This window comes from Streptomyces olivochromogenes, assembly GCF_021538895.1.
Classification (GTDB): Bacteria; Actinomycetota; Actinomycetes; order Streptomycetales; family Streptomycetaceae; genus Streptomyces; species Streptomyces olivochromogenes_A.
This window is the reverse complement of record NZ_JADDRL010000020.1, coordinates 56,353-75,614: the sequence shown is the minus strand read 5'-3', so window position 1 is coordinate 75,614 and position 19,262 is coordinate 56,353. Positions and strand designations below refer to the sequence as shown.

Here is a 19,262-nt window from a genome sequence, read left to right as displayed (position 1 = left end):
GCCACGACAGCACCGGAGCCCTCCAGCGGGATCCCAGCCCTGGTTGAGCGCTCCGGCCGACGGTGGCGGAGGAAGGAGGCGCTGTGGACGGTACGCGCGGAGGTCACCGCGACGGTGCGCCCGCAGGACCTGCTGGGCCGCCGGTCACTGCAATCCTCACGAGGCCGCCGATGACGGCGGCCGTTCTGTTCTGCCCGGAACTTCGGGAACCCACCAAGACCTTCGGGGGCGGCGCCCGACGCGCCATCGCCGCCACAGCCGTCGACGCGACGCCGCGGCCCCGCCGTCCCCGACTGCCGAGCGGAGTGTCCTTGTGAGCAGCGGACGTATGGAAGTGTGCCTCGTGGGCGCCGGACCGCGCGGACTGTCCGTCCTGGAACGGCTCTGCGCCCAGGAACGGAAGTCGCCCCGCTGGCCCCACCTCGTCGTGCACGTCGTCGACCCCGGCCCGGCCGGCTCGGGCATGGTGTGGCGGCCCTCGCAGTCCCGGCACCTGCTGATGAACACCGTCGCCTCGCAGGTCACGGTCTACACCGACGCCAGCGTCACCATCGAGGGACCGCTGGAGGAGGGCCCGAGCCTGTACCAGTGGGCCAAGGCGCTGGGACCGAGCGCGCTCACCCCGGGCACCGGTCTGGCGCACGACGACGAGACACTCGCCGAGGCCCGCGACCTCGGCCCGGACACCTATCCCACGCGCGCCCTGTACGGCGCGTACCTGACGTGGGTGTTCCAGCAGGTCACCGCGAACGCGCCGGCCCATGTCACGGTGCACGTGCACCCGGTGCGGGCCGTCGCCCTGGAGGAGGACGACCCGGCCGGGACGGGCCCGCAGACCGTGGTGCTGGAGGACGGCACCCGGCTGACCGGGCTGGGCGCGGTGGTGCTGGCGCAGGGCCATGTGCCCCTCACGCCGACGGACACCGAGCGGGACCTGGCCGCCTTCGCCGTCGGGCACGACCTCACCTACGTCGCCCCCTCCAACCCCGCCGACGTGGACCTGTCGGACGTGGCACCGGGCGAGAAGGTGCTGCTGCGCGGGCTCGGCCTCAACTTCTTCGACTACATGTCGCTGTTCACGCACGCCCGCGGCGGCGTCTTCGCCCGCGAGGCCGACGGCCGCCTGGTCTACCGCCCCTCCGGCCGCGAGCCCCGCCTGTACGCCGGATCGCGGCGCGGCGTGCCCTACCAGGCGCGCGGCGAGAACGAGAAGGGCCCGCACGGCCGTTACTTCCCGAGGCTGCTGACCGCCGAGTACATCGCGACGCTGCGCGCGCGCTCCAGGCCGGTCCGCTTCGGCACCGACCTGTGGCCGCTGATCGCGAAGGAGGTGCAGTGCGTCTACTACGAGACGCTGCTGGCCACCCGCGAACACCCGGCCCGCGTCGCCGAGTTCGCCCGGCGCTACCTGGGCGCCGCCCCGGGCCCGGAGGAGGAGCGGCTGCTCGCACAGGCCGGCGTCGGCGAGCCCGAGCGCTGGGACTGGGAGCTGGTCGCCCGCCCCTACGGCCGCCGCAGCTTCGAGGACCTGGCCGCCTTCCGCGCCTGGCTGCGCGGCTACCTCGACGACGACCTGCGCGAGGCCCGGCAGGGCAACGTCAGCGGCCCGTTCAAGGCGGCCCTGGACGTGCTGCGCGACCTGCGCAACGAGGTGCGGCTCGCGGTCGACCACGGCGGGCTCGACGCCGACTCGCACCGCGACGAGCTCGACCGCTGGTACACCCCGCTCAACGCGTACCTGTCGATCGGCCCGCCCGCCTCCCGCATCGAGGAGATGGCCGCGCTGATGGACGCCGGGATCCTGGAGGTCACCGGCCCCGCGTTCCGCGTCGACGCCGACCCGGACGACGGCTGCTTCGTCGGCACGTCCGGGGAGATCGGGGACGTCCATGTGCGGGCGCGCGTCCTGATCGAGGCCCGGCTGCCCGAGATCGACCTGCGGCGCACCGCCGACCCGCTGATGAGCCGGCTGCTGCGCACCGGCCAGTGCCGGCCCTACCGCATCGCGGGCAGCGGCCCCGGGGTCGCCGCGGACTACGAGACGGGCGGCCTCGCGGTGGCGGAGCGGCCCTACCGGCTGCTGGACGGGCGGGGCGTGCCGCATCCGCGGCGCTTCGCCTACGGGGTGCCCACCGAGTCCGTCCACTGGGTCACCGCGGCCGGCATCCGGCCCGGGGTCGGCTCGGTCACGCTGGAGGACTCCGACGCCATCGCGGGGGCGGTCCTCGCCCTGCCGGCCCCAGCCGCCGTCCCCGGGGCGGCCGGCGGAGCGACGCCGGTGTACGCCCCCGCCCGGGCGGCGGCCCGTACGGCGCTCGGCACCACCACGACGGCGAGGAAGGCGGCATGACGACCGCTCACGAACGGCCGGCCCTCGCGCAGGCCCTCGACGCCCACCTGGACGCCGGACTGCTCTCCCCGGTCCGCGCGGGCACGCCCGTCGAGGCGGCGGTGGGCGACGCGGCCTGGCTGCAGGCCATGCTCGACGCGGAGGCGGCCCTGGCCCGCGCCCAGGCCCGGTGCGGCACCGTGCCCGCGGCCGCGGCCGCGGCGATCACGGCCGCCGCGCGCGCCGAGCGGCTGGACGTACGGCAGTTGGCGCTGGCCGCCCGGGAGACGGCGAACCCGGTCGTCGGCCTGATCAAGGCCCTGACGGCGGTCGTCGCCGCCGAGGCGCCCGAGGCCGTCGAGTACGTCCACCGCGGTTCCACCAGCCAGGACGTCTTCGACACCGGGGCGATGCTGGTGGCCGCGCGGGCGCTGCGGCTGATCGTCGCCGACCTGCGGACGGTCGCCGACTCCCTGGCCGTCCTCGCCGCCGAGCACCGGGACACGGTGATGGCGGGCCGCACCCTCGCGCTGCACGCCGTGCCCACCACCTTCGGTCTCAAGGCGGCGGGCTGGCGGCAGTTGGTCCTGGAGGCCGCCGAGCGCCTGGAGCGGATCCTGGCCGGCGGGCTGCTGGTGTCCCTGGGCGGCGCGGCCGGAACGCTCGCCGGCTATCTGCAGTACGCGGGCGAGGACGCCGGCAGCCAGGAGGTGCTCGGCGACCTCGTCACCGCCTTCGCCGCCGAGACCGGCCTGGCCGTGCCCGTCCTGCCCTGGCACGCGCTGCGCACACCGATCGCCGACCTGGGCGCGGCCCTCGCGCACACCGCCGGCGCCCTCGGCAAGATCGCCGCCGACGTGCTGGTGCTGACCCGCACGGAGACGGGCGAGGTGGCCGAGCCGACGGTGGCCGGACGCGGGGCCTCCTCGGCGATGCCGCACAAACGCAACCCCGTCCTGGCCACGCTGATCCGCTCCGCGGCGCTGCAGGTGCCCGCCCTGGCCGCCGTACTGGCGCAGTGCCTGATCACCGAGGACGAGCGGTCGGCGGGCGGCTGGCACGCCGAGTGGCAGCCGCTGCGCGAATGCCTGCGGCTGACCGGGGGAGCGGCCCACACCGCCGTCGAACTGGTCGGGGGCCTGGCCGTCCACCCGGAGCGGATGCGCGCCAACCTCACCGCGACCGGCGGGCAGATCGCCTCCGAGCGCGTCTCGGCCGCCCTCGCCCCGCACCTGGGCAAGGCGGCGGCCAAGGACCTGCTGACCCGGGCGTCGCTGACGGCGGCCGAGACGTCTCGGCCGCTGGCCGAGGTACTGGCCGAACTCCCCGAGGTACGAGGGCTGTTGACGCCCCGGCAGCTGGCGGACCTGCTCGACCCGGCCGGCTACACGGGCGTGGCGGGGGCACTGGTCGACCGGGCGCTGGGCCGCACCGCCTGACCGCCCCTCGCAAAAGACGACGGACCTCTCCCGGAATTCGGCCGAAATATTCCTGGAGTCGCGACCGAAATACGTCTGGAGTCGCGCTCGAATATCCCCGGTATTCGGCATGGGTTTTGTTTTCAACGGTTATGCGAGTCGGTTTCCCCTCTTAGTCTGGTGGCGATTTCAAGACTGCTCCGGAAAACGGGGGAGCCCACAGCCAGCTAGGAGAGTCATGTCGATTTCACGTTCCTGGAGAAGGGCCCTGGTGACGGCGGGCGCGGCCGGCATAGTCGCGGCACCGCTGCTGGCCGTTCCGGCGCACGCCGAGACCACGGCGACGCTGGAGGTCCTCGCCGACCACCTGAACAACCCGCGCGGTGTGAGTGTGCTGTCCGACGGTTCCGTCGTCGTCGCCGAGGCCGGCCAGGGCCTTCCGGGCTGCGCGGACGGAGTGCAGTGCGTCGGTAGGACCGGTTCCGTGTACAAGGTCAAGGGCAGCTTCAAGGGCCGCGTCGTGACGGGGCTCGCCTCCACCGCGCAGGGCTCGGCCAACGGTCCGGCCAACGTCACCGGCCCGACCGATGTACTGGCGGACCCGAACGGCGGCTACGACGTCGTCAGCGGCCTCGGCGGCACCACGCAGTACCGTGCCGGACTGGGCCCGGACGCGGCCACGCTGGGCACGGTCTTCCGTACCCGTGACGGCAAGGTCCTGGGCGACCTGGCCGACCTGGAGACCCGGCAGAACCCCGACGGCGGCGAGGTCCACTCCAACCCGTGGTCGCTCGTCCGCAGCGGCTCGGGCTTCCTGGTCACCGACGCCGGCGCCAACACCCTCGTGCGCACCAAGAGCGACGGCTCCACCTCCCTCGAATTCCTGGTGCCGATCAATGTGACGCCGTCCCGCCCCGCCGAGGGCGTGCCCACCGGCATGGTCAAGGCCCACGACGGCACCGTCTACTTCAGCGACATGAGCGGCACCGTCCCCGGCTCCGCCCGCATCTGGAAGATCCCGCCGGGCGGCACCCCCGAGGTGTTCGTCACCGGCCTGTCCAACCTGGTCGACCTGGCCGTGGACTGCTCGGGCAACCTGGTGGCGCTGTCGTACACCAAGGGCTTCCAGGCGGGTCCGCCGCTGCCGGGCACGCTGTCGAAGATCGACGGGAAGACCAAGGCGATCACCGAGATCCCCACCGGCGACCAGCTGAACCAGCCGACCGGCCTCGCCCTCGGCCGGCAGGGCCAGATCTACGTGACCAACAACAGCGGTGGCGGCGAAGGCCAGTTGGTCAGCGTCCACTACTGACCTCTCCCGACCGGCGTCCTTCGACCGACGTCCGGTCACCGGCATCCGTGCCGCCTGCCCCACGCAGGCCCGCGGACCTCGGCCCCGTCGCCCCCCGACCGGCGGGGCCGTTCCGTGCCCGTATTCAGGCGCATTGTTCCGGCGTCCGGCATGCCCCGTGGCGGTGCCCGTACGCCCTCGAAAGCGCTTGAGTCAGTCTGCATTGCCCGTCGACCACGGTGGGCTTTCCTGGTGCCCATCCACCTGCGTGAGGAGTCGACATGGCACACGGTGCGATCATCGTGGGAGCCGGCCCGGTCGGTCTGATGCTCGCCGGCGAGCTGAGCCTCGGCGGCGCGGACGTCGTCGTCTATGACAAGTTGCCTGCTCCGAGCGGTGAGTCGCGCGGCCTCGGATTCACCAGCCGTACCGCGGAGGTCTTCGACCAGCGGGGCCTGCTCGAAGGTCTCGGCGACATCCGCTGGGGCAAGCAGGGCCACTTCGGCGGTGTCCGCATCGACTTCTCGCTGCTGGAGGAGAGCCACTTCGGCGTGATGGGCCTCGCCCAGTCGGTCACCGAGGACATGCTCGGCGCCTGGGTGGCCGAGCTCGGTGTCGAGGTGCGCCGAGGGCACGAGCTGACCGGCTTCACCGAGACCGAGGACGGCGTCGTCGCGTGCTTCGAGGGACCCGACGGCCCGGTGGAGGCCACCGCCGCCTACCTCGTCGGCTGCGACGGCGGCAAGAGCACCGTGCGCCGGCTGGCGGGCATCGCCTTCCCCGGCGACGAGGCCACCCGCGGCCTGTACCTGGCGGACGTGGTCGGCGCCGATCTGCGCATGCGGCCCATCGGTGAGCGCATCCCCGGTGGCGGCATGGTCCTGTCGGTCACCCTGGAGCCCGGCGTCGACCGCATCGTCATCCACGAGCCCGGCGTCCGCCCGCACCACGGCGAGGGCGAGTTGACCTTCGCCGAGCTCGCCGACGCCTGGCAGCGGATGACCGGCGAGGACATCCACCACGCCGACGCCTCCTGGATGTGCGCCCTGACCAACGCCTCCGGCCTGGCCGAGCAGTACCGCAAGGGCCGGATCCTCCTGGCCGGCGACGCCGCCCATGACCACGCCCCGCTCGGCGCCCAGGGCGTCAGCGTCGGCCTGCAGGACGCCGCGAACCTCGGCTGGAAGCTCGCCGCCGTGCTGCGCGGCCAGGCGCCTGAGGCGCTGCTCGACACGTACCACAGCGAGCGGCACCCGATCGGCGAGAAGCTGATGGTCGACGTGCAGGCCGCGTCGCTGCTGTACCTCAGCGGCGAGGAGATGGAGCCGCTGCGCGCCGTCATGCGCGAACTGGTGCAACTGCCCGAGGCCGCCCGCCACCTGGCCGGCCGGGTCAGCGGCCTGCACATCCGCTACGACGTCGGCGCCACTGGCCACCCCCTGCTCGGCGTGCGGCTGGCCCCGTACCGGGCGCTGGAGCGCGGCGACGGCAGCCGGGTGAAGGTTGCCGAGCTGCTGCACCCCGCCCGTGGCGTGCTCATCGTCACCGACGGCGACGAAACCGTGGCGAAGACCGCCGTCGGCTGGGCGGACCGCGTCGACGTCGTCACCGGCACCTGGGCCGACCAGGACGCCGACAACACCCTGGACGCCGTGCTGGTGCGGCCCGACGGCCATGTCGTGTGGACCGCCCCCGACGGCGGTGACCTGCGGCAGGCGCTCACCCGCTGGTTCGGGCCCGCCGCCGCATGACCGGTGACGGCGCGGCACGGTCGGCAGCCGCCGACCGTGCCGCGCTGTCACCGCCGGAGACCGCCACCCGCGTCCTCAAGAAAAGGCAGGAACCATGACCGTCCTCGTCACCGGCAGCCGCGGCAAGGTCGGCTCCCAGCTCGCGCGCATTCTCCGCGAGCAGGGCGTGCCCGTCCGCGCCGGCTCCGCCGACCCCGGGAAACTGTCACTGCCCGAGGGGGTGCAGTCCGTACGGCTCGCCCTGGACGAGCCCGCCACCTTCGCCGGCGCCCTCGACGGCATCGACTCCGTCTTCCTGTACTGCGAGGCCGCCCATATCGACGCGTTCGTCGCCGAGGCCGAGGCCGCCGGTGTCGGACACGTCGTGGTGATGTCCGCGGACGCAGTGCTGCGCCCCGACGCCGAGACCAACCCGATCGCCGCCCCGCACCTGGTGGTCGAACGAGCCCTGGCCGCCTCCTCGCTGACCTCCACCGCCCTCAACTGCGGGGCGCTGGCCAGCAACGCCGCCCCCTGGGCATTCCCCCTCAGGACTCAGGGCGTGATCCCGCTGCCGTACCCCGACAGCTACGCCGACCCCGTCAACGAGCGGGACATTGCCGAGTGTGCCCACGCCGTCCTCACCCGGCCGGAGCTGCGCGGCCGTTCCTACCACCTCACCGGGCCCGCGGCCCTGAGCTTCCGCGAGGAGGTCGCCGTCATCGCCGAGGCCGTCGGCCGCGACATCCCCGTCCGGCCGGTCCCGCCGCAGGTGTGGCGTGCCAACAAGCCGGACTTCATGCCGGACGACATCGCCGGCGCCCTGCTGGAGCTGTGGGCGGCCTCCACCGAGCCCGTTCCGCTCAGCACCGAGATCGAGACCCTCACCGGTCACCCCGCGCGCCCCTTCAGCGAGTGGGCGAAAGAGAACGCGGCCGCCTTCGCCGCCTGAGCGGAGCGCGGCCGCAGCCGCCCCACGGACGACGACCGGCGCGCCTTGCCGCTTCGAACCCCCTGACCCTGTGCTGACCACAGTCGACCTGGCAGCCGCCCGCCGGCGGCGGCCAGCTGTTTGAGGAGTACGACATGTCAAAGGGCGCAATCATCGTCGGCGCCGGGCCGGTCGGGCTGATGCTCGCCGGCGAACTGCGCCTGGGTGGCGTCGACGTCACCGTGTTCGAGAAGCTGCCCGCCCCCAGCGGAGAGTCCCGCGGGGTCGGCTTCACCCGCCGCGCCGCCGAGGTGTTCGAGCAGCGCGGGCTGCTCGCGCGATTCGGCGACGTCGAATGGGCCCAGGGCCACTTCGGCGGCGTGCGCATCGACTTCTCCCAACTGGAGGACAACCACTTCAGCGTGCGCGGCATCCCGCAGTTCCACACCGAGGAGATCCTCTGCGCCTGGCTGGACGAACTCGACGTGGACGTCCGCCGCTCGCACGAGGTCCTCGGCTTCCGCGAGACCGAGGACGGCGTCGTCGTCGAGTACCAGGGCCCCGACGGGCACGGCGAGTTGAGCGCCCAGTACCTGGTGGGCTGTGACGGCGCGCGCAGCCTGGTGCGCCGGCTGGCCGGCATCGACTTCCCCGGCTGGGAGCCCACCCGCGGGATGTACATGGCCGACCTCGTCGGCGCCGACGTACGACGGCGGCCCATCGGCGAGCGCGTGCCCGGCGGCATGGTGATGTCCTTCAACCTGCAGAACGGCGTCGACCGCATCGTCATCCACAACGAGGCCCTGCGGCCCCCGGAGGACAAGAGCAGTCTGACCTTCTCCGTCATCGCCGACGCCTGGGAGGAGATGACCGGCGAGCGGCTCCACGACGCCGAGGTGCGCTGGATCAGCTCCTTCACCGACACCACGCGGCAGGCCGCCGAGTACCGCCAAGGCCGCGTCTTCCTCGCCGGTGACGCCACCCACATCCACATGCCGGCCGGTGCGCAGGGCATGAGCGTGGGCGTCCAGGACGCCGCCAACCTCGGCTGGAAACTCGCCGCCGCGGTGAACGGCTGGGCCCCCGAGGGGCTGCTGGACACCTACCACTCCGAGCGCCACCCGGTCGGGCAGCAGCTGATGCGCAACACCCGTGCCCAGACCAAGCTCTACCTCAGCGGCGAGGAGATGGAGCCGCTGCGTGCCGTGATGCAGGAGCTTGTCGCCGACCCCGACGTCGCCCGCCACCTGGCCGGCCAGGTCAGCGGTCTCGACATCCGCTACGAGATGGGCGAGGGCAGCCACCCGCGGCTCGGCCTGCGGCTGCGGCCCGACCTCCCGCTCAAGCTCGCCGACGGCAGCCCCTCCTCGGTGTCCGAGCTGCTGCGCAGCGCCCGCGGCGTGCTGATCATCACCTCCGCCGCCACGAACGCCGCCGAACTGCGCGAGACGGCGGCGCCCTGGGCGAGCCGGGTCGACGTCGTCACCGGGGACTTCAGCGACGAGGAGACGGCGCGCCCCGACGCGCCGCACGCCGTCCTGGTGCGCCCCGACGGGTACATCGCCTGGGCCGCCCCCGACGAGGCGGCCCTCAAGCCGGCGCTGCAGCGCTGGTTCGGGGCTGCTTGAGCCCCACTGGACAGGGCCGCCCCAGGCAGCCGGGGCGGCCCTATCGTCGTAGCCCCCGAGAGCCGCGCACGAGGACAGGGATCTGGACGCCGGCGCACCCGCGCCCCTGCACCGTCCTCGCCGGCCGGCCTGACCGGGTTCGGGAGCGGGCGGCGCGGCCACCGCGCAGTACGTGCGGTGGCCGCGCCGCCTTTCGCGTTGTGCGGGCCGGACAAGGGCACCGGCCCCGAGGAGGAGGGGACAGATGAGCGAGAACCAGCCGCACGTCGCCGTCGTCGGGGCGGGCATCGGCGGACTGACCGCCGCGATCGCGCTGCGCCGGGCCGGACTGCGCGTGGACGTCTACGAGCAGGCACCCGTACTGTCCGAGATCGGCGCGGGCATCCACCTCGCACCCAACGGCAGCCGCCTGCTCGTGCGCCTGGGCCTCGGCAAGCGGCTCGACGAGGTCGCCGTACGGCCCGAGGCGATGGAGGTGCGGGTCTGGGACACCGGCGCGGTGGTCGTGCGGCAGCCGATGGGCGATGCCTGGCAGGCCCGGTTCGACGGCCCGCACTACACCCTGCACCGGGCCGACCTGCACGGGCTGCTGGCCGAAGCGGTCCCCGCCGACCTGGTGCACGTCGGCCACCGGGCGGTCGCCGTCACCGAGGATGTCGGCGGCGTACGGATCGACTTCGCGCACGGGGCGAGCGTGCGCGCGGACGTCGTCGTCGCCGCGGACGGCGTGCACTCGCTGCTGCGCCGGCCGATCGCCGGGGACGAGCCCGCGGTGTTCTCCGGAACCGCCGCCATCCGCGCGGTCGTTCCGTCCGCCGCCTGCCCGGATCTGCCCCGGGACGCGCTGCTCACCTGGGTCGGCCCGGCCGGCCGGCTGCTGGCCCATCCGGTGCGGGGCGGACGCGAGACCGCGTTCGTCGCCGTCGTCGCCGACCCCACCGACGGCGGCGACTCCTGGAGCCGGCCCGCCGACACCGCGGCGCTGCGCCGGGCGTTCGCCGACTGGGAGCCGGGCGTCCGGGGGCTCGTGGAGGCCGCTTCCGAGGCCGGCCACTGGACTCTGTACGACCGCGAGCCGCTGCCCCGCTGGAGCACCGCCCGCACGACCCTCCTCGGTGACGCCGCGCACCCGATGCTGCCGCACCACGGGCAGGGCGCCAGCCAGGCGATCGAGGACGCGGTGACACTCGCCGCCTGCCTGGCCCGGCTCGGCACCGGCCCGTCCGGCCCGGCACCGGCGCTGCGCCGCTACGAGGAACTGCGCCTGGAGCACACCTCCCGGGTACGGCAGGGGTCGCTCGGCGGCGGATCGCAGCGGCTGTCGACGACCGACGCGCCGCCCGCGTCCGCGTCGCCCGCACCCCCTTCTCCGTCCTCGTCGCCGCGTCCGGGCGGGGCCGGCATGGAGGAGCTGGTGCGTGACGTGACCTGGGTACAGCGCTACGACGTGGAGGCGGAACTGGCCACCGCGGGACTGGCCTGAAATTTTCTTCGCAGCGGCCGTCACATTCCTGTGCCGGGATCCGTCAGTGCAGTGAGACACCACAACGGATCACCACCCAGCACAGGAGAGCAAGACAATGGCTGCACGTATGAAGAACCCGGCGATGGTCCTCCCCGACGCGATGCAGGGCATCCCGCTGCTGTACAAGGCGATGCACCGCGGCGGCCTCCCGCAGACCACCCTTGAGCTGGTTCATCTGCGTGTGAGCCAGATCAACGGCTGCAGCGCCTGCGTCCACTCCGGTGTGGCGAGTGCCAAGAAGGCCGGTGAGACCGACGAGCGGCTGCACGCCGTGGCCGCCTGGCGCGAGACGGACTTCTTCACCGACGCCGAGCGGGCCGCACTGGAGCTGGCCGAGGCGTCCACCCTGCTGACCGACCGTTCCAACCCGGTGTCGGACGAGGTGTGGGACGCGGCCGCCGACCACTACGACGAGGCTCAGCTGTCCGCCCTGATCCTCATGATCGCCACGACGAACTTCTTCAACCGCATCAACATCACCATCAAGGAGCCGGCCGGCGCGACCTGGGGCTGATGCCGCCTCAGAAGCCTTGGTCCAAGCTCTGTTCTCCCCAGGACCCCGTCCCCGCGGCCGCCGGGCACCGGTCCGGTGCCCGGCCGGGCGACGGGAACGATGACCATCCGCCTCACGTCCGGGCCCGTACCCTGACCGGATCCTTCCGGTGGCCGGACCCGCCCGTGACCGGATCCTTGCTACGACCGGATCCCCCTGTTCCTCACGGGCCCCGGTCGCGATCCGGTGCGGATCTCTGACCACCCGCTTCCAGGAACACCCCGGATACCACCTCGGCCCCTTGCGCCACCTCGGCCTGGACCGCCCTTCGAGCCAGGCTTGAGCCGCTCGTCCCAGGCTGCTGATCACAGCAGGCCTGGCAGAGGGCCCGAGCCCGTTTCGGCGATCACGAAGGCCCGGTCATAGCACAGGGCGCTCAAGTCACGTTCGAGTCGTTCTCAGCCGGAGCCCTGTGTACTTTCCGTGGCCCGTGACGGACCGCAGCGTCCTGTGTGCGGACCGCAGGGACAGAGGCCGGGGTTGTGCCCCGGTCGCCACGAACGGGAGCGCCGATGGCAGACACGTACGGCAGTACGGGCACCGGCACGAGCAGGTCGCCCGACGGCAGGTCGGGGACAACCGGCCGGCCGGTCATGCGTGTCCGCTCCCAACCATCCATGGGGCGCCCGACCTTGTCGGGGACCGCTCTTGATGACCTGATCCCGCATATTTGAGGAGTTTCACAATGGCTGCCCCCGACTCAACAACGAGCCGGTCAGGCCTCGGGGCGGGCTTCAACCCCGGGGCGATCCTGGCTTTCGTGTGCATGGGCCAGTTCATGGTCTTCACCGACGTGTCGATCGTGAACCTCGCACTGCCGTCCATCCAGGACGGCCTCGACATGTCCGACGTCAGCCTGAACTACATCGTCACCGCGTACGCGACGGTGCTCGGTGGCTTCCTGCTGCTCGGCGGACGACTGGCGGACACCTTCGGTCGCCGGCGGATGATCCAGCTCGGCTTCGCCGTCTTCGCGCTGGCGTCGCTGGCCTCCGGTCTCGCCGAGAACGGCAGCATGCTGATCGTCTCGCGCGCCTTCCAGGGCTGGGGCGCGTCGATGGTCACCCCCGCCGCGCTGGCGATCCTGACCAACACCTTCCGTGAGGGCCCCGAGCGCAACAAGGCGCTGGGCCTTTGGGGTTCCCTGTCCGGCATCGCGTCCATCGTCGGTGTGATCCTCGGCGGTGTGCTCGCCGACGGTCCCGGCTGGGAGTGGATCTTCTGGATCAACGTGCCGATCGGCCTCGGTGCCGCTCTGCTCGCCCCGCGCATCCTGCCCGAGAGCAAGGCCGAACAGCGCGGTCAGTTCGACACCTTCGGCGCCGCGACGCTCACCGGCGGTCTGCTCCTGCTGATCTTCACCCTCGGTGAGGCCACCAACGTCGGCTGGGGCACCTTCCGCACCATCGGCTCGCTGGCCGGCGTGGTCGTACTGCTCGCGGCCTTCCTGGTGATCGAGTCCAGGGTCAAGTCGCCGATGATGCCGCTGCGGTTCTTCCGGCTGCAGACGATGCGGATCGCCAACCTCTCCGCCGTGCTGGTGTTCGGCACCTTCAGCGCCCTGTTCTTCTTCGCCAGCCTCTTCATGCAGGACGTCTACGACTACTCCCCGCTGAAGGCCGGTTTCGCCTACGTGCCGCTCGCCGTCTCCGTCGCGGTCGGTGCGGGCATCGCCTCCGGCATGGTCACCAAGATGGCGGCACGCCCCGTCGTGATGATGGGTCTGGCGCTGACCGTCGGCGGCCTGCTGCTGATGGTCCACGCTCCGGAGGGCGGCAGCTACGCGGCCGACCTGCTGGCCCCGTTCATCCTGCTCGGCCTGGGCTGCGGCATGGTCTTCGTGACCCTGCAGATCGCCGCCTTCGTCGGGGTCTCCCCCGAGGAGGCGGGTGTGGGCGCCGGCCTGATCAACACCAGCCAGGAGGCCGGTGGCGCGCTCGGCCTCGCGGTCGTCGCCACCATCGCCTACAACGGCATGGCCACGAAGATGGCCGACACGAAGGGCAACCCGCACGCGATCACCAAGGTCTACGAGACGGCCAACCACCACGCCTTCTTCTCGGCGGCCTGCCTGGGCTTCGTCGCCCTGCTGGTGGTGACCTTCCTGATGCCGCGCGGTCAGGGGTCGATGAACGCCACGCCCGCCCCGGCGGAGGCCGAGGCGGCTCCCACCCAGGGCGCCGTCCTGGCCACCGACGCCGAGCGCTGAACCGACGTCACCAACCGCACCACCCCGCACTACGGCCCCGCCTCTCCCATCCGGGAGGGGCGGGGCCGCTTTCGTGCATTCGGGGTCAGCTCAGGGCGTCGATGGCCTTGAGGACTAGGGCGCGTGCCTCAGCGCCGTATACCGCCATGGAGCGGAGCCGCTCGAACGTCTCCAGGTACTGGGCGATCTCGTCGGGTTGGGTCACGCTCACCTCGGCTGGCACCAACTCGACTGACACGAGGCAGCCGTCGTAGATGTGGAAGGTCTCCTCGGGCCAGTGCGTTCGCCGGGCCGCTGTGGGGACGATGCCGAGGGACACCGCAGGCAGCGCACCAGCGGTGAGGAGATAGCCGAGCTGTGCGGCCATCGCGTTCGGGTCCGCGATCCGGTAGTGCAGCACTGACTCCTCGATGACCACGACGAAGCGATGCCCCTGCTCGTGGACGATGCGGGAGCGCTCGATGCGGGCGTGTGCGGCCTCGGCGGTGTCGTCGGCCGGCAGGCTGTGAACGTCCGCGGCGATCCCGAGGACGGCGAGCGCGTAGCCCTCGGTCTGCAGGAGACCGGGCACGAGGCCGGCGGAATACAGCCGGTGGCACTCGGTCTCGCGGAACGCCTTCACGCGGCTTTCCTGGAGGTGCCGGAGCCCGGCGCGGACCTGGTCGCGCCACTGCCGGTACATCGACTCGGCGTTGATGGACTGGACGACGAGATCCTGCGCTTGGCCCTCGGCGTGGGTGGCGGCGCACCAGCGGCGGATGTCGGTTGCCGATGGCCCGGTGAGCGCGTTCTCGATACGGGAGGTCTTGGAGTAGTGCCAGCCGCACGCAGCAGCCAACTGCACGACCGTCAGGCCGGCTCCCTTACGGAGGTCGCGCAGCCGGTGGGCCACGGCTTCACGGGCGGCCTGGGCTGAGGAGGACGGCGAGGCGGGCATGATCTGGCTGCTGGTGCTTCCTGGTCAGTGGATCTCGTACTGGGTGTGGGGGATGGCGCGATACCAGACGGCGTCGAAGGCCTCCGAGCACAGCTTCGCAATGGCGGGGTCATCGGAGACGTCGTGCCCGACCATGGCGCCGTTGCCGGAGAAGTAGCCCCAGCGGATCAGGCGGTCGTCGAAGAGCCAGAAGTCGTTGCCGGGCAGGGCTATGTCCGAGGCATGCCGACGAGGCAGCCATCGCACGTCCTCGCCCGCCCGCAGGTTGACGACGGTGGACGCGTGCTCGTAGCGGATGTAGTCGGAGACGGGTTCGGACACGATACGGGCTCGGCGCACGATAACGCCGCGGGCGGTGGCCTGCGAGACGAGGTCTACCCAGGGCGCCCAGTCCGGCGAGGCAGCGTCGGTGTCGAGCTGGCCGGTCTCCAGCCAGGCCTTGAAGTCGGCGGCTTCGTGGGCGACGCCGTAGTGGTCCCGCATCTCAAGGTGCACGGCTGAGCGCGTGCACTGGGCCATGAGTTCAGCGATCGTCGGTTCGCTCGACGACATCGCACGCCTCCCTGATCATCTGCGCCATCCTCGCGGGGATCCGGACCACTGCCTCGTCGGCCGGGATGCCGACGGCATGCCCCGGAACCTCGAACGCTGCGCATTCTGCTTGCAGTTCGGGACTCGCCTTCCAGCCCTGGAAGACGAGTTCCTTCTTCTCCTGGTCGACCCACACCGTGGGAGAGTCCGCTGTCTTCGTGTCGGGGTCGATCCCGATGAACCGTAGTGTCACGCTCTGCTCCGTCTACGTTATGTGCAGTTCTTTGCACCACCGTTGCCTCGGGCCTGAGCGCCGGTCAAGGGCGTGATTGCGACAGCCACGCGGATGGTCAGCGTGCCTGCAAACATCTGCACATTGCTGGTCGCCTGGCACATCACGCTCCTAGCTTCGGCAGGTACGTGAAGACCCCGGCGAGGCGGCGGAGCCTCCAGGGGCATGGCCGACTGCGAGGAGTCGACGTGCCGAACCGCACATCCCCAGACACACCGGTCGGACCACGTCCGCAGGACGCCCCGGGCACGGTCGCCGGCGTGCTCGTCCACACCCGGTCAGAGCGCCGCCTGGCCGTACAGCACTGGCTGCTGTCGACCCTCCCCGCCTTCGGCCGGGACGCGCACGCATGGAGTGGCAGGAGCACGGGATCACCTTGCTGCCGCTCGGCACTCTGTTCGCCGCGGTCCGCCTCCCCGGCCCGCTCGTCCAGGCTGTCGCCGCGAGCACCACACCGGCGGACACCGCCGCCGTCCTCGGCGAAGCCCTGCAGGGTGGCCCCGTGATCTGTGACCGGCGCCGGCAGCGGTACTACGCTCTGGTCCCTGCTGGCGTGCCAAGGACGTGGCAGCACGCAGTCGAGGACTGGCGGACAGCGGACGTCGAGGTGTTCGACCGTGGCACCCACCTGGGAGTGCCGCGGCTGGACATGGATCAGGGCCGCCGTGACCTTGAGTCCTACTGGTCCGTGCCCATGGACTCTCCGGCGATGCTCTGCGCTCCGCTCGGTGTTGCCCGCCTCATCGCCGCCGGGCACCAGCAGCTCGCCGTCCAGACGGCCGAGCCGGACGGTATCGGCCCGGCGTCCTCCCAGACCCCTGTCACCGGCCTGCGCCACGACGCGCCCCGGTAGCAGGAACGCCCGGACCGGCATCCCGCGAAGAGCCCGGTTCGGGCGCACGTCCCCATCCGCAACCAGCGAAGGAGTTGCAGTGACCATACCTCCCGGACCCACCCCGCCGGACGCCATACCGGCACTGGCTCGCATGCTCATCACCGACGAGCGGTTCGCCAGCTGCTGCCTCACGGTGATGGACGCCAACCTGGACATGCCCGGGGAGATGGCCGGCCGGATCGTCGAGGAGGCCCTGAAGTTCGTCGCGGCCTGCTCGCACAACCGCGGTGTCGGGTTAGCGCCGTCGCGGATCGTCGACGAGGGCTGGCATGCCCTGCTCCTGCACACGGCCATGTACAAGAAGCTGTGCGAGCAGCTGGGCGGCGCGTTCGTCCACCACTACCCGGGCTACGACCCGACGACCTACGATCCGCCGATCCTCGACCGCACCCGCGAGGCCATCGCGGAACTCGGATGGGATGCAGACCCGCAGCTGTGGGGGCCGCCGTCGGACGAGACCCTCGTATCGGTGGCGGCGAAGTGCCAGCACGCCCCGGAGTGCACCATCCGCCCCATGCCGAAGCCGGAGCCTCCCGTCGTAGGCTGACGGCGGAGGTGACCCATGGCCGAGTGGATCGACCCGCGGTACGCGGAAATGGTGGCGGCGTGGAAGCGCGCGCAGCAGCCGGACGCACGTGACCCGGAGCCGAAGCCGGTGCGAGGATTCATCATCCCGCCCAAGCCCTGACCGCAGCGCCCAGCGGCCCCGGTGGCGCCTCGGGAGGCGTGGGGCCTCTCCCATGCCACCTCGCGGTCCGACAAGCACCCGTAGGACGAACAAAGGGTCCGCCCATACGACTACCGCACGGGCGGGCCCCTCGCCCTCGACGACGTGCCGTCAGGAACGCGGTGTCACCGCCGCATTCCCGCCCGCGCCGCCTCGATGAACGCCTCGAACAGCCCGACGGTGTCCTCGCCGAGCTCGCCGTGCGCCTGCAGACCCGCCAGGAAGGGCGCCGACGGATCCGCCGCCTCCGCGCCCTCGATGATCCCGTCGTCGGACCAGGCGGTGGCCACGAGCCCCGCGCCGAGCTTGTCGATGCCCTGGTGGTGGTGGCAGTACACGGTGGGGGAGGGGCCCAGTGCGGCCCCCAGCAGCGAGTCGGGCTTGACCTGGATGGTGCGCGGCTCGTAGCGGCCCGGCACGGCGGGCGAGTGCTCGGGTAGGTGCTGGTTCAGGGTGCCGCCCCGCGAGATGGAGATCAGCTGCAGCCCCCGGCACACCGCGAGCACCGGGATGCCGCGCCGTTCGGCCACGGCCAGGGCGGCCAACTCGGAGGCGTCGCGCGCCTTGTGCGGCGGGAAGGTGAACTCCTCCCGCTCCGCTCCGTACAGCGCCGGGTCGACGTCCGCGCCGCCGCTCATCAGCAGCGCGTCCACCCCGGCCATCGCCGCCTCGACGGCTTCCGCGATCGGCGGCAGCAGCACCGGCGCTCCGCCGGCGGCCGCCACTTTGTCCATATAGGCCTGCGGCAGCAGTGCGACCGAAACATCCCCCCAGATGTTCCAGTTGACTGTCGTCGCGTCGGCGGTCAGCGCCACCACGGGTCGTGTCATGGCTTCCTCGTCCTTTCGCGAGCCGCTCCCGGCGGGAGCGCCGGTGTGGGTGCTTCTCGGCGTCGGTGGCCCGGGACGGCGTACCGCGCGGGCTCTCGACCCTGCCGCGGAGCAGGGGCGGCGGGTGCGTCGACCGCCGGCCGGGCGGCATCGGGAAGGTGACCACGGGCAGTCGACAGGACGGCACCGGAGCCAGCCGGCACGGCATGGCGCGGCACGTTGCCGACCGGTCCTCCTTCCCCCGGGCGCCAGCGTGCAGGAAGTCGGCGGAAGACGGCCGGACGCTCTCTGCAGGAGCGCTTGACGCGCACTTGAGTCCAAAACCGGTGGAGAGATCGTTGCGGTCACACATGTGCCGCGCCGTTCGTCAGACAGATGAGGGCCGCCCGGTGCGGCCACCGCACCGTACGACGGTGAAATTCCCCCGCCCGTCCGCGGTGCGGTGGCCTTCCGGCCGCACTCAGTCCAGGCGAGCCAGCTCCAGATGGCGCAGCTGCTCCAGGTCGCTGATCACGTCGACCTCAAGGATCTTCCCGCCCGATATCTCGAAGGTCATCGCGCGAGACCCGCCGTCCGCCTGCTGCGCCAGGACTCCCGGCGATCCGTTGATGAGCGCGAGCTGCGCGGCCTGCGCGAACGGCGCGAACGTAGCCGCTCCCCGGGCCACGGCCAGGGCCCCCCGCGCCACCTGCAGGCCGTTGGACCGGCCCACGGCGTCGGGGTCCAGCACGGCGACCAGCCCGTCGAGATCGCCGTCGCGCGCGGCGGCGAGAAAGGCCTCCACGATCTCCCGCCGCTGTGTCGTGTCGGAATCCGCGGCAGGCGCCTCGCCCCGCACCCGGCGCCGGGCACGGCTGGCCAGCTGCCGGGCCGCGGCCGGGGTGCGCTCCACGATCGGCGCCACCTCGTCGAAGGGCACGCCGAACAGGTCGTGCAGCACGAACGCGAGCCGCTCGGCGGGGTCCAGTGACTCCAGCACCACCAGCAGCGCGAGTCCCACCGAGTCGGCCAGCAGCGCGTGTTCCTCGGGGCTGTCCTCGTCCTCGTAGAAGGTGGCCACCGCGGGGACCAGCTCCTCCAGGGAGTCCTCCCGGCGCGAGCGGCGTTGACGCAGCATGTCCAGGCACACCCGGCCCACGACGGTGGTCAGCCAGCCCTGCAGGTTCGTGATGTCACGCTTGTGGGAGCGGCTCAGCCGCAGCCAGCACTCCTGCACCGCGTCGTCGGCCTCGGCCGTCGAACCGAGCATCCGATAGGCGACGGCCCGCAGATGCCCCCGGCTCTCCTCGAAACGGTCGGCCAGCCATTCAAGCTCGTCCATCGCACTCCTTCCGGAGCTCCGTCCGCACACCATCTTGATCACCGTTTCCCGCCCGACGCCGACACCGGCCGGAAAACGGCGCACGGCCGGATACGGACGCCGCGCGCATGCGCGG

17 protein-coding genes are annotated in these 19,262 nt (G+C 72.1%); 12 read left to right on the top strand and 5 right to left on the bottom strand.

Going from position 1 to position 19,262, the window contains the following annotated elements; translation table 11 throughout:
* Positions 1 to 313 precede the first annotated feature (313 nt).
* The 9 genes from IPZ69_RS13020 to IPZ69_RS12980 all read left to right on the top strand — a co-directional run bounded on the left by IPZ69_RS13020 (position 314) and on the right by IPZ69_RS12980 (position 13,614).
* On the top strand, positions 314 to 2,350 hold the full coding sequence (locus tag IPZ69_RS13020) for an FAD/NAD(P)-binding protein (protein WP_374293267.1): 2,037 nt from the start codon (positions 314 to 316) through the stop codon (positions 2,348 to 2,350).
* Positions 2,347 to 3,768, top strand: a complete 1,422-nt coding sequence (gene pcaB / locus IPZ69_RS13015) for a 3-carboxy-cis,cis-muconate cycloisomerase (RefSeq protein ID WP_235454244.1) — start codon at positions 2,347 to 2,349, stop codon at positions 3,766 to 3,768. Before IPZ69_RS13020 ends, pcaB begins: the two co-directional genes overlap by 4 nt.
* A 217-nt stretch (positions 3,769 to 3,985) precedes the next feature.
* A complete protein-coding gene (locus IPZ69_RS13010) occupies positions 3,986 to 5,059 on the top strand; it encodes a ScyD/ScyE family protein (protein ID WP_235454243.1) in 1,074 nt (357 codons plus the stop codon).
* 260 nt (positions 5,060 to 5,319) lie between these two features.
* Positions 5,320 to 6,789 carry an FAD-dependent monooxygenase gene (locus tag IPZ69_RS13005; RefSeq protein WP_235454242.1) on the top strand — a complete coding sequence of 490 codons (1,470 nt, stop codon included), beginning with the start codon at positions 5,320 to 5,322 and terminating at the stop codon, positions 6,787 to 6,789.
* 94 nt (positions 6,790 to 6,883) lie between these two features.
* Positions 6,884 to 7,720: an NAD(P)H-binding protein gene (locus IPZ69_RS13000; RefSeq protein WP_235454241.1), complete on the top strand. Its 837-nt coding sequence runs from the start codon at positions 6,884 to 6,886 to the stop codon at positions 7,718 to 7,720.
* Between the two features lie 134 nt (positions 7,721 to 7,854).
* A complete protein-coding gene (locus IPZ69_RS12995; protein WP_235454240.1) occupies positions 7,855 to 9,327 on the top strand; it encodes an FAD-dependent monooxygenase in 1,473 nt (490 codons plus the stop codon).
* A 244-nt stretch (positions 9,328 to 9,571) separates the two neighbouring features.
* Positions 9,572 to 10,810, top strand: coding sequence for an FAD-dependent monooxygenase (locus IPZ69_RS12990; RefSeq protein ID WP_235454239.1), 1,239 nt, complete (start codon positions 9,572 to 9,574; stop codon positions 10,808 to 10,810).
* Between the two features lie 97 nt (positions 10,811 to 10,907).
* Positions 10,908 to 11,366 (top strand): carboxymuconolactone decarboxylase family protein, encoded by a 459-nt coding sequence (locus tag IPZ69_RS12985; RefSeq protein ID WP_235454238.1) that lies wholly within the window; start codon positions 10,908 to 10,910, stop codon positions 11,364 to 11,366.
* Between the two features lie 724 nt (positions 11,367 to 12,090).
* A complete protein-coding gene (locus IPZ69_RS12980) occupies positions 12,091 to 13,614 on the top strand; it encodes an MFS transporter (protein ID WP_235454237.1) in 1,524 nt (507 codons plus the stop codon).
* An 85-nt stretch (positions 13,615 to 13,699) separates the two neighbouring features.
* On the opposite strand, the gene IPZ69_RS12975 is transcribed toward IPZ69_RS12980, so the two are convergent.
* Genes IPZ69_RS12975 through IPZ69_RS12965 form a run of 3 tightly spaced genes read right to left on the bottom strand, consistent with a single transcriptional unit; the run spans position 13,700 to position 15,335 of the window.
* A complete protein-coding gene (locus tag IPZ69_RS12975; protein WP_235454236.1) occupies positions 13,700 to 14,551 on the bottom strand; it encodes a helix-turn-helix domain-containing protein in 852 nt (283 codons plus the stop codon).
* A 24-nt stretch (positions 14,552 to 14,575) separates the two neighbouring features.
* Positions 14,576 to 15,103: a DUF6879 family protein gene (locus IPZ69_RS12970; protein ID WP_235454235.1), complete on the bottom strand. Its 528-nt coding sequence runs from the start codon at positions 15,101 to 15,103 to the stop codon at positions 14,576 to 14,578.
* Positions 15,075 to 15,335 (bottom strand): hypothetical protein, encoded by a 261-nt coding sequence (locus IPZ69_RS12965; protein WP_235454234.1) that lies wholly within the window; start codon positions 15,333 to 15,335, stop codon positions 15,075 to 15,077. Before IPZ69_RS12965 ends, IPZ69_RS12970 begins: the two co-directional genes overlap by 29 nt.
* 388 nt (positions 15,336 to 15,723) lie before the next feature.
* Between IPZ69_RS12965 and IPZ69_RS12960 the strand changes: the two genes are divergently transcribed.
* The 3 genes from IPZ69_RS12960 to IPZ69_RS46950 all read left to right on the top strand — a co-directional run bounded on the left by IPZ69_RS12960 (position 15,724) and on the right by IPZ69_RS46950 (position 16,957).
* The gene (locus IPZ69_RS12960) at positions 15,724 to 16,227 is read left to right on the top strand and encodes a hypothetical protein (protein ID WP_235454233.1); all 504 of its coding nucleotides are present in this window, start codon (positions 15,724 to 15,726) and stop codon (positions 16,225 to 16,227) included.
* A gap of 133 nt (positions 16,228 to 16,360) precedes the next feature.
* The gene (locus IPZ69_RS12955) at positions 16,361 to 16,816 is read left to right on the top strand and encodes a glycine-rich domain-containing protein (RefSeq protein WP_235454282.1); all 456 of its coding nucleotides are present in this window, start codon (positions 16,361 to 16,363) and stop codon (positions 16,814 to 16,816) included.
* A 15-nt stretch (positions 16,817 to 16,831) separates the two neighbouring features.
* Positions 16,832 to 16,957: a hypothetical protein gene (locus IPZ69_RS46950; protein ID WP_268834529.1), complete on the top strand. Its 126-nt coding sequence runs from the start codon at positions 16,832 to 16,834 to the stop codon at positions 16,955 to 16,957.
* 164 nt (positions 16,958 to 17,121) lie between these two features.
* Here the strand turns inward: IPZ69_RS46950 and IPZ69_RS12950 are convergent, their stop codons facing one another.
* Positions 17,122 to 17,826, bottom strand: coding sequence for a gamma-glutamyl-gamma-aminobutyrate hydrolase family protein (locus IPZ69_RS12950; RefSeq protein WP_235454232.1), 705 nt, complete (start codon positions 17,824 to 17,826; stop codon positions 17,122 to 17,124).
* Between the two features lie 460 nt (positions 17,827 to 18,286).
* Complete coding sequence (locus tag IPZ69_RS12945; protein ID WP_235454231.1) at positions 18,287 to 19,147, bottom strand: sigma-70 family RNA polymerase sigma factor; 861 nt, start codon at positions 19,145 to 19,147, stop codon at positions 18,287 to 18,289.
* Positions 19,148 to 19,262: the final 115 nt, after the last annotated feature.

Coding starts and splice junctions, on each gene's coding strand:
- pcaB (WP_235454244.1), top strand. CDS start 2,347: ATGACGACCGCTCACGAACGGCCGGCCCTCGCGCAGGCCCTCGACGCC.
- IPZ69_RS13010 (WP_235454243.1), top strand. CDS start 3,986: ATGTCGATTTCACGTTCCTGGAGAAGGGCCCTGGTGACGGCGGGCGCG.
- IPZ69_RS13005 (WP_235454242.1), top strand. CDS start 5,320: ATGGCACACGGTGCGATCATCGTGGGAGCCGGCCCGGTCGGTCTGATG.
- IPZ69_RS13000 (WP_235454241.1), top strand. CDS start 6,884: ATGACCGTCCTCGTCACCGGCAGCCGCGGCAAGGTCGGCTCCCAGCTC.
- IPZ69_RS12995 (WP_235454240.1), top strand. CDS start 7,855: ATGTCAAAGGGCGCAATCATCGTCGGCGCCGGGCCGGTCGGGCTGATG.
- IPZ69_RS12990 (WP_235454239.1), top strand. CDS start 9,572: ATGAGCGAGAACCAGCCGCACGTCGCCGTCGTCGGGGCGGGCATCGGC.
- IPZ69_RS12985 (WP_235454238.1), top strand. CDS start 10,908: ATGGCTGCACGTATGAAGAACCCGGCGATGGTCCTCCCCGACGCGATG.
- IPZ69_RS12980 (WP_235454237.1), top strand. CDS start 12,091: ATGGCTGCCCCCGACTCAACAACGAGCCGGTCAGGCCTCGGGGCGGGC.
- IPZ69_RS12975 (WP_235454236.1), bottom strand. CDS start 14,551: ATGCCCGCCTCGCCGTCCTCCTCAGCCCAGGCCGCCCGTGAAGCCGTG.
- IPZ69_RS12970 (WP_235454235.1), bottom strand. CDS start 15,103: ATGTCGTCGAGCGAACCGACGATCGCTGAACTCATGGCCCAGTGCACG.
- IPZ69_RS12960 (WP_235454233.1), top strand. CDS start 15,724: ATGGAGTGGCAGGAGCACGGGATCACCTTGCTGCCGCTCGGCACTCTG.
- IPZ69_RS12955 (WP_235454282.1), top strand. CDS start 16,361: ATGCTCATCACCGACGAGCGGTTCGCCAGCTGCTGCCTCACGGTGATG.
- IPZ69_RS46950 (WP_268834529.1), top strand. CDS start 16,832: ATGGCCGAGTGGATCGACCCGCGGTACGCGGAAATGGTGGCGGCGTGG.
- IPZ69_RS12950 (WP_235454232.1), bottom strand. CDS start 17,826: ATGACACGACCCGTGGTGGCGCTGACCGCCGACGCGACGACAGTCAAC.
- IPZ69_RS12945 (WP_235454231.1), bottom strand. CDS start 19,147: ATGGACGAGCTTGAATGGCTGGCCGACCGTTTCGAGGAGAGCCGGGGG.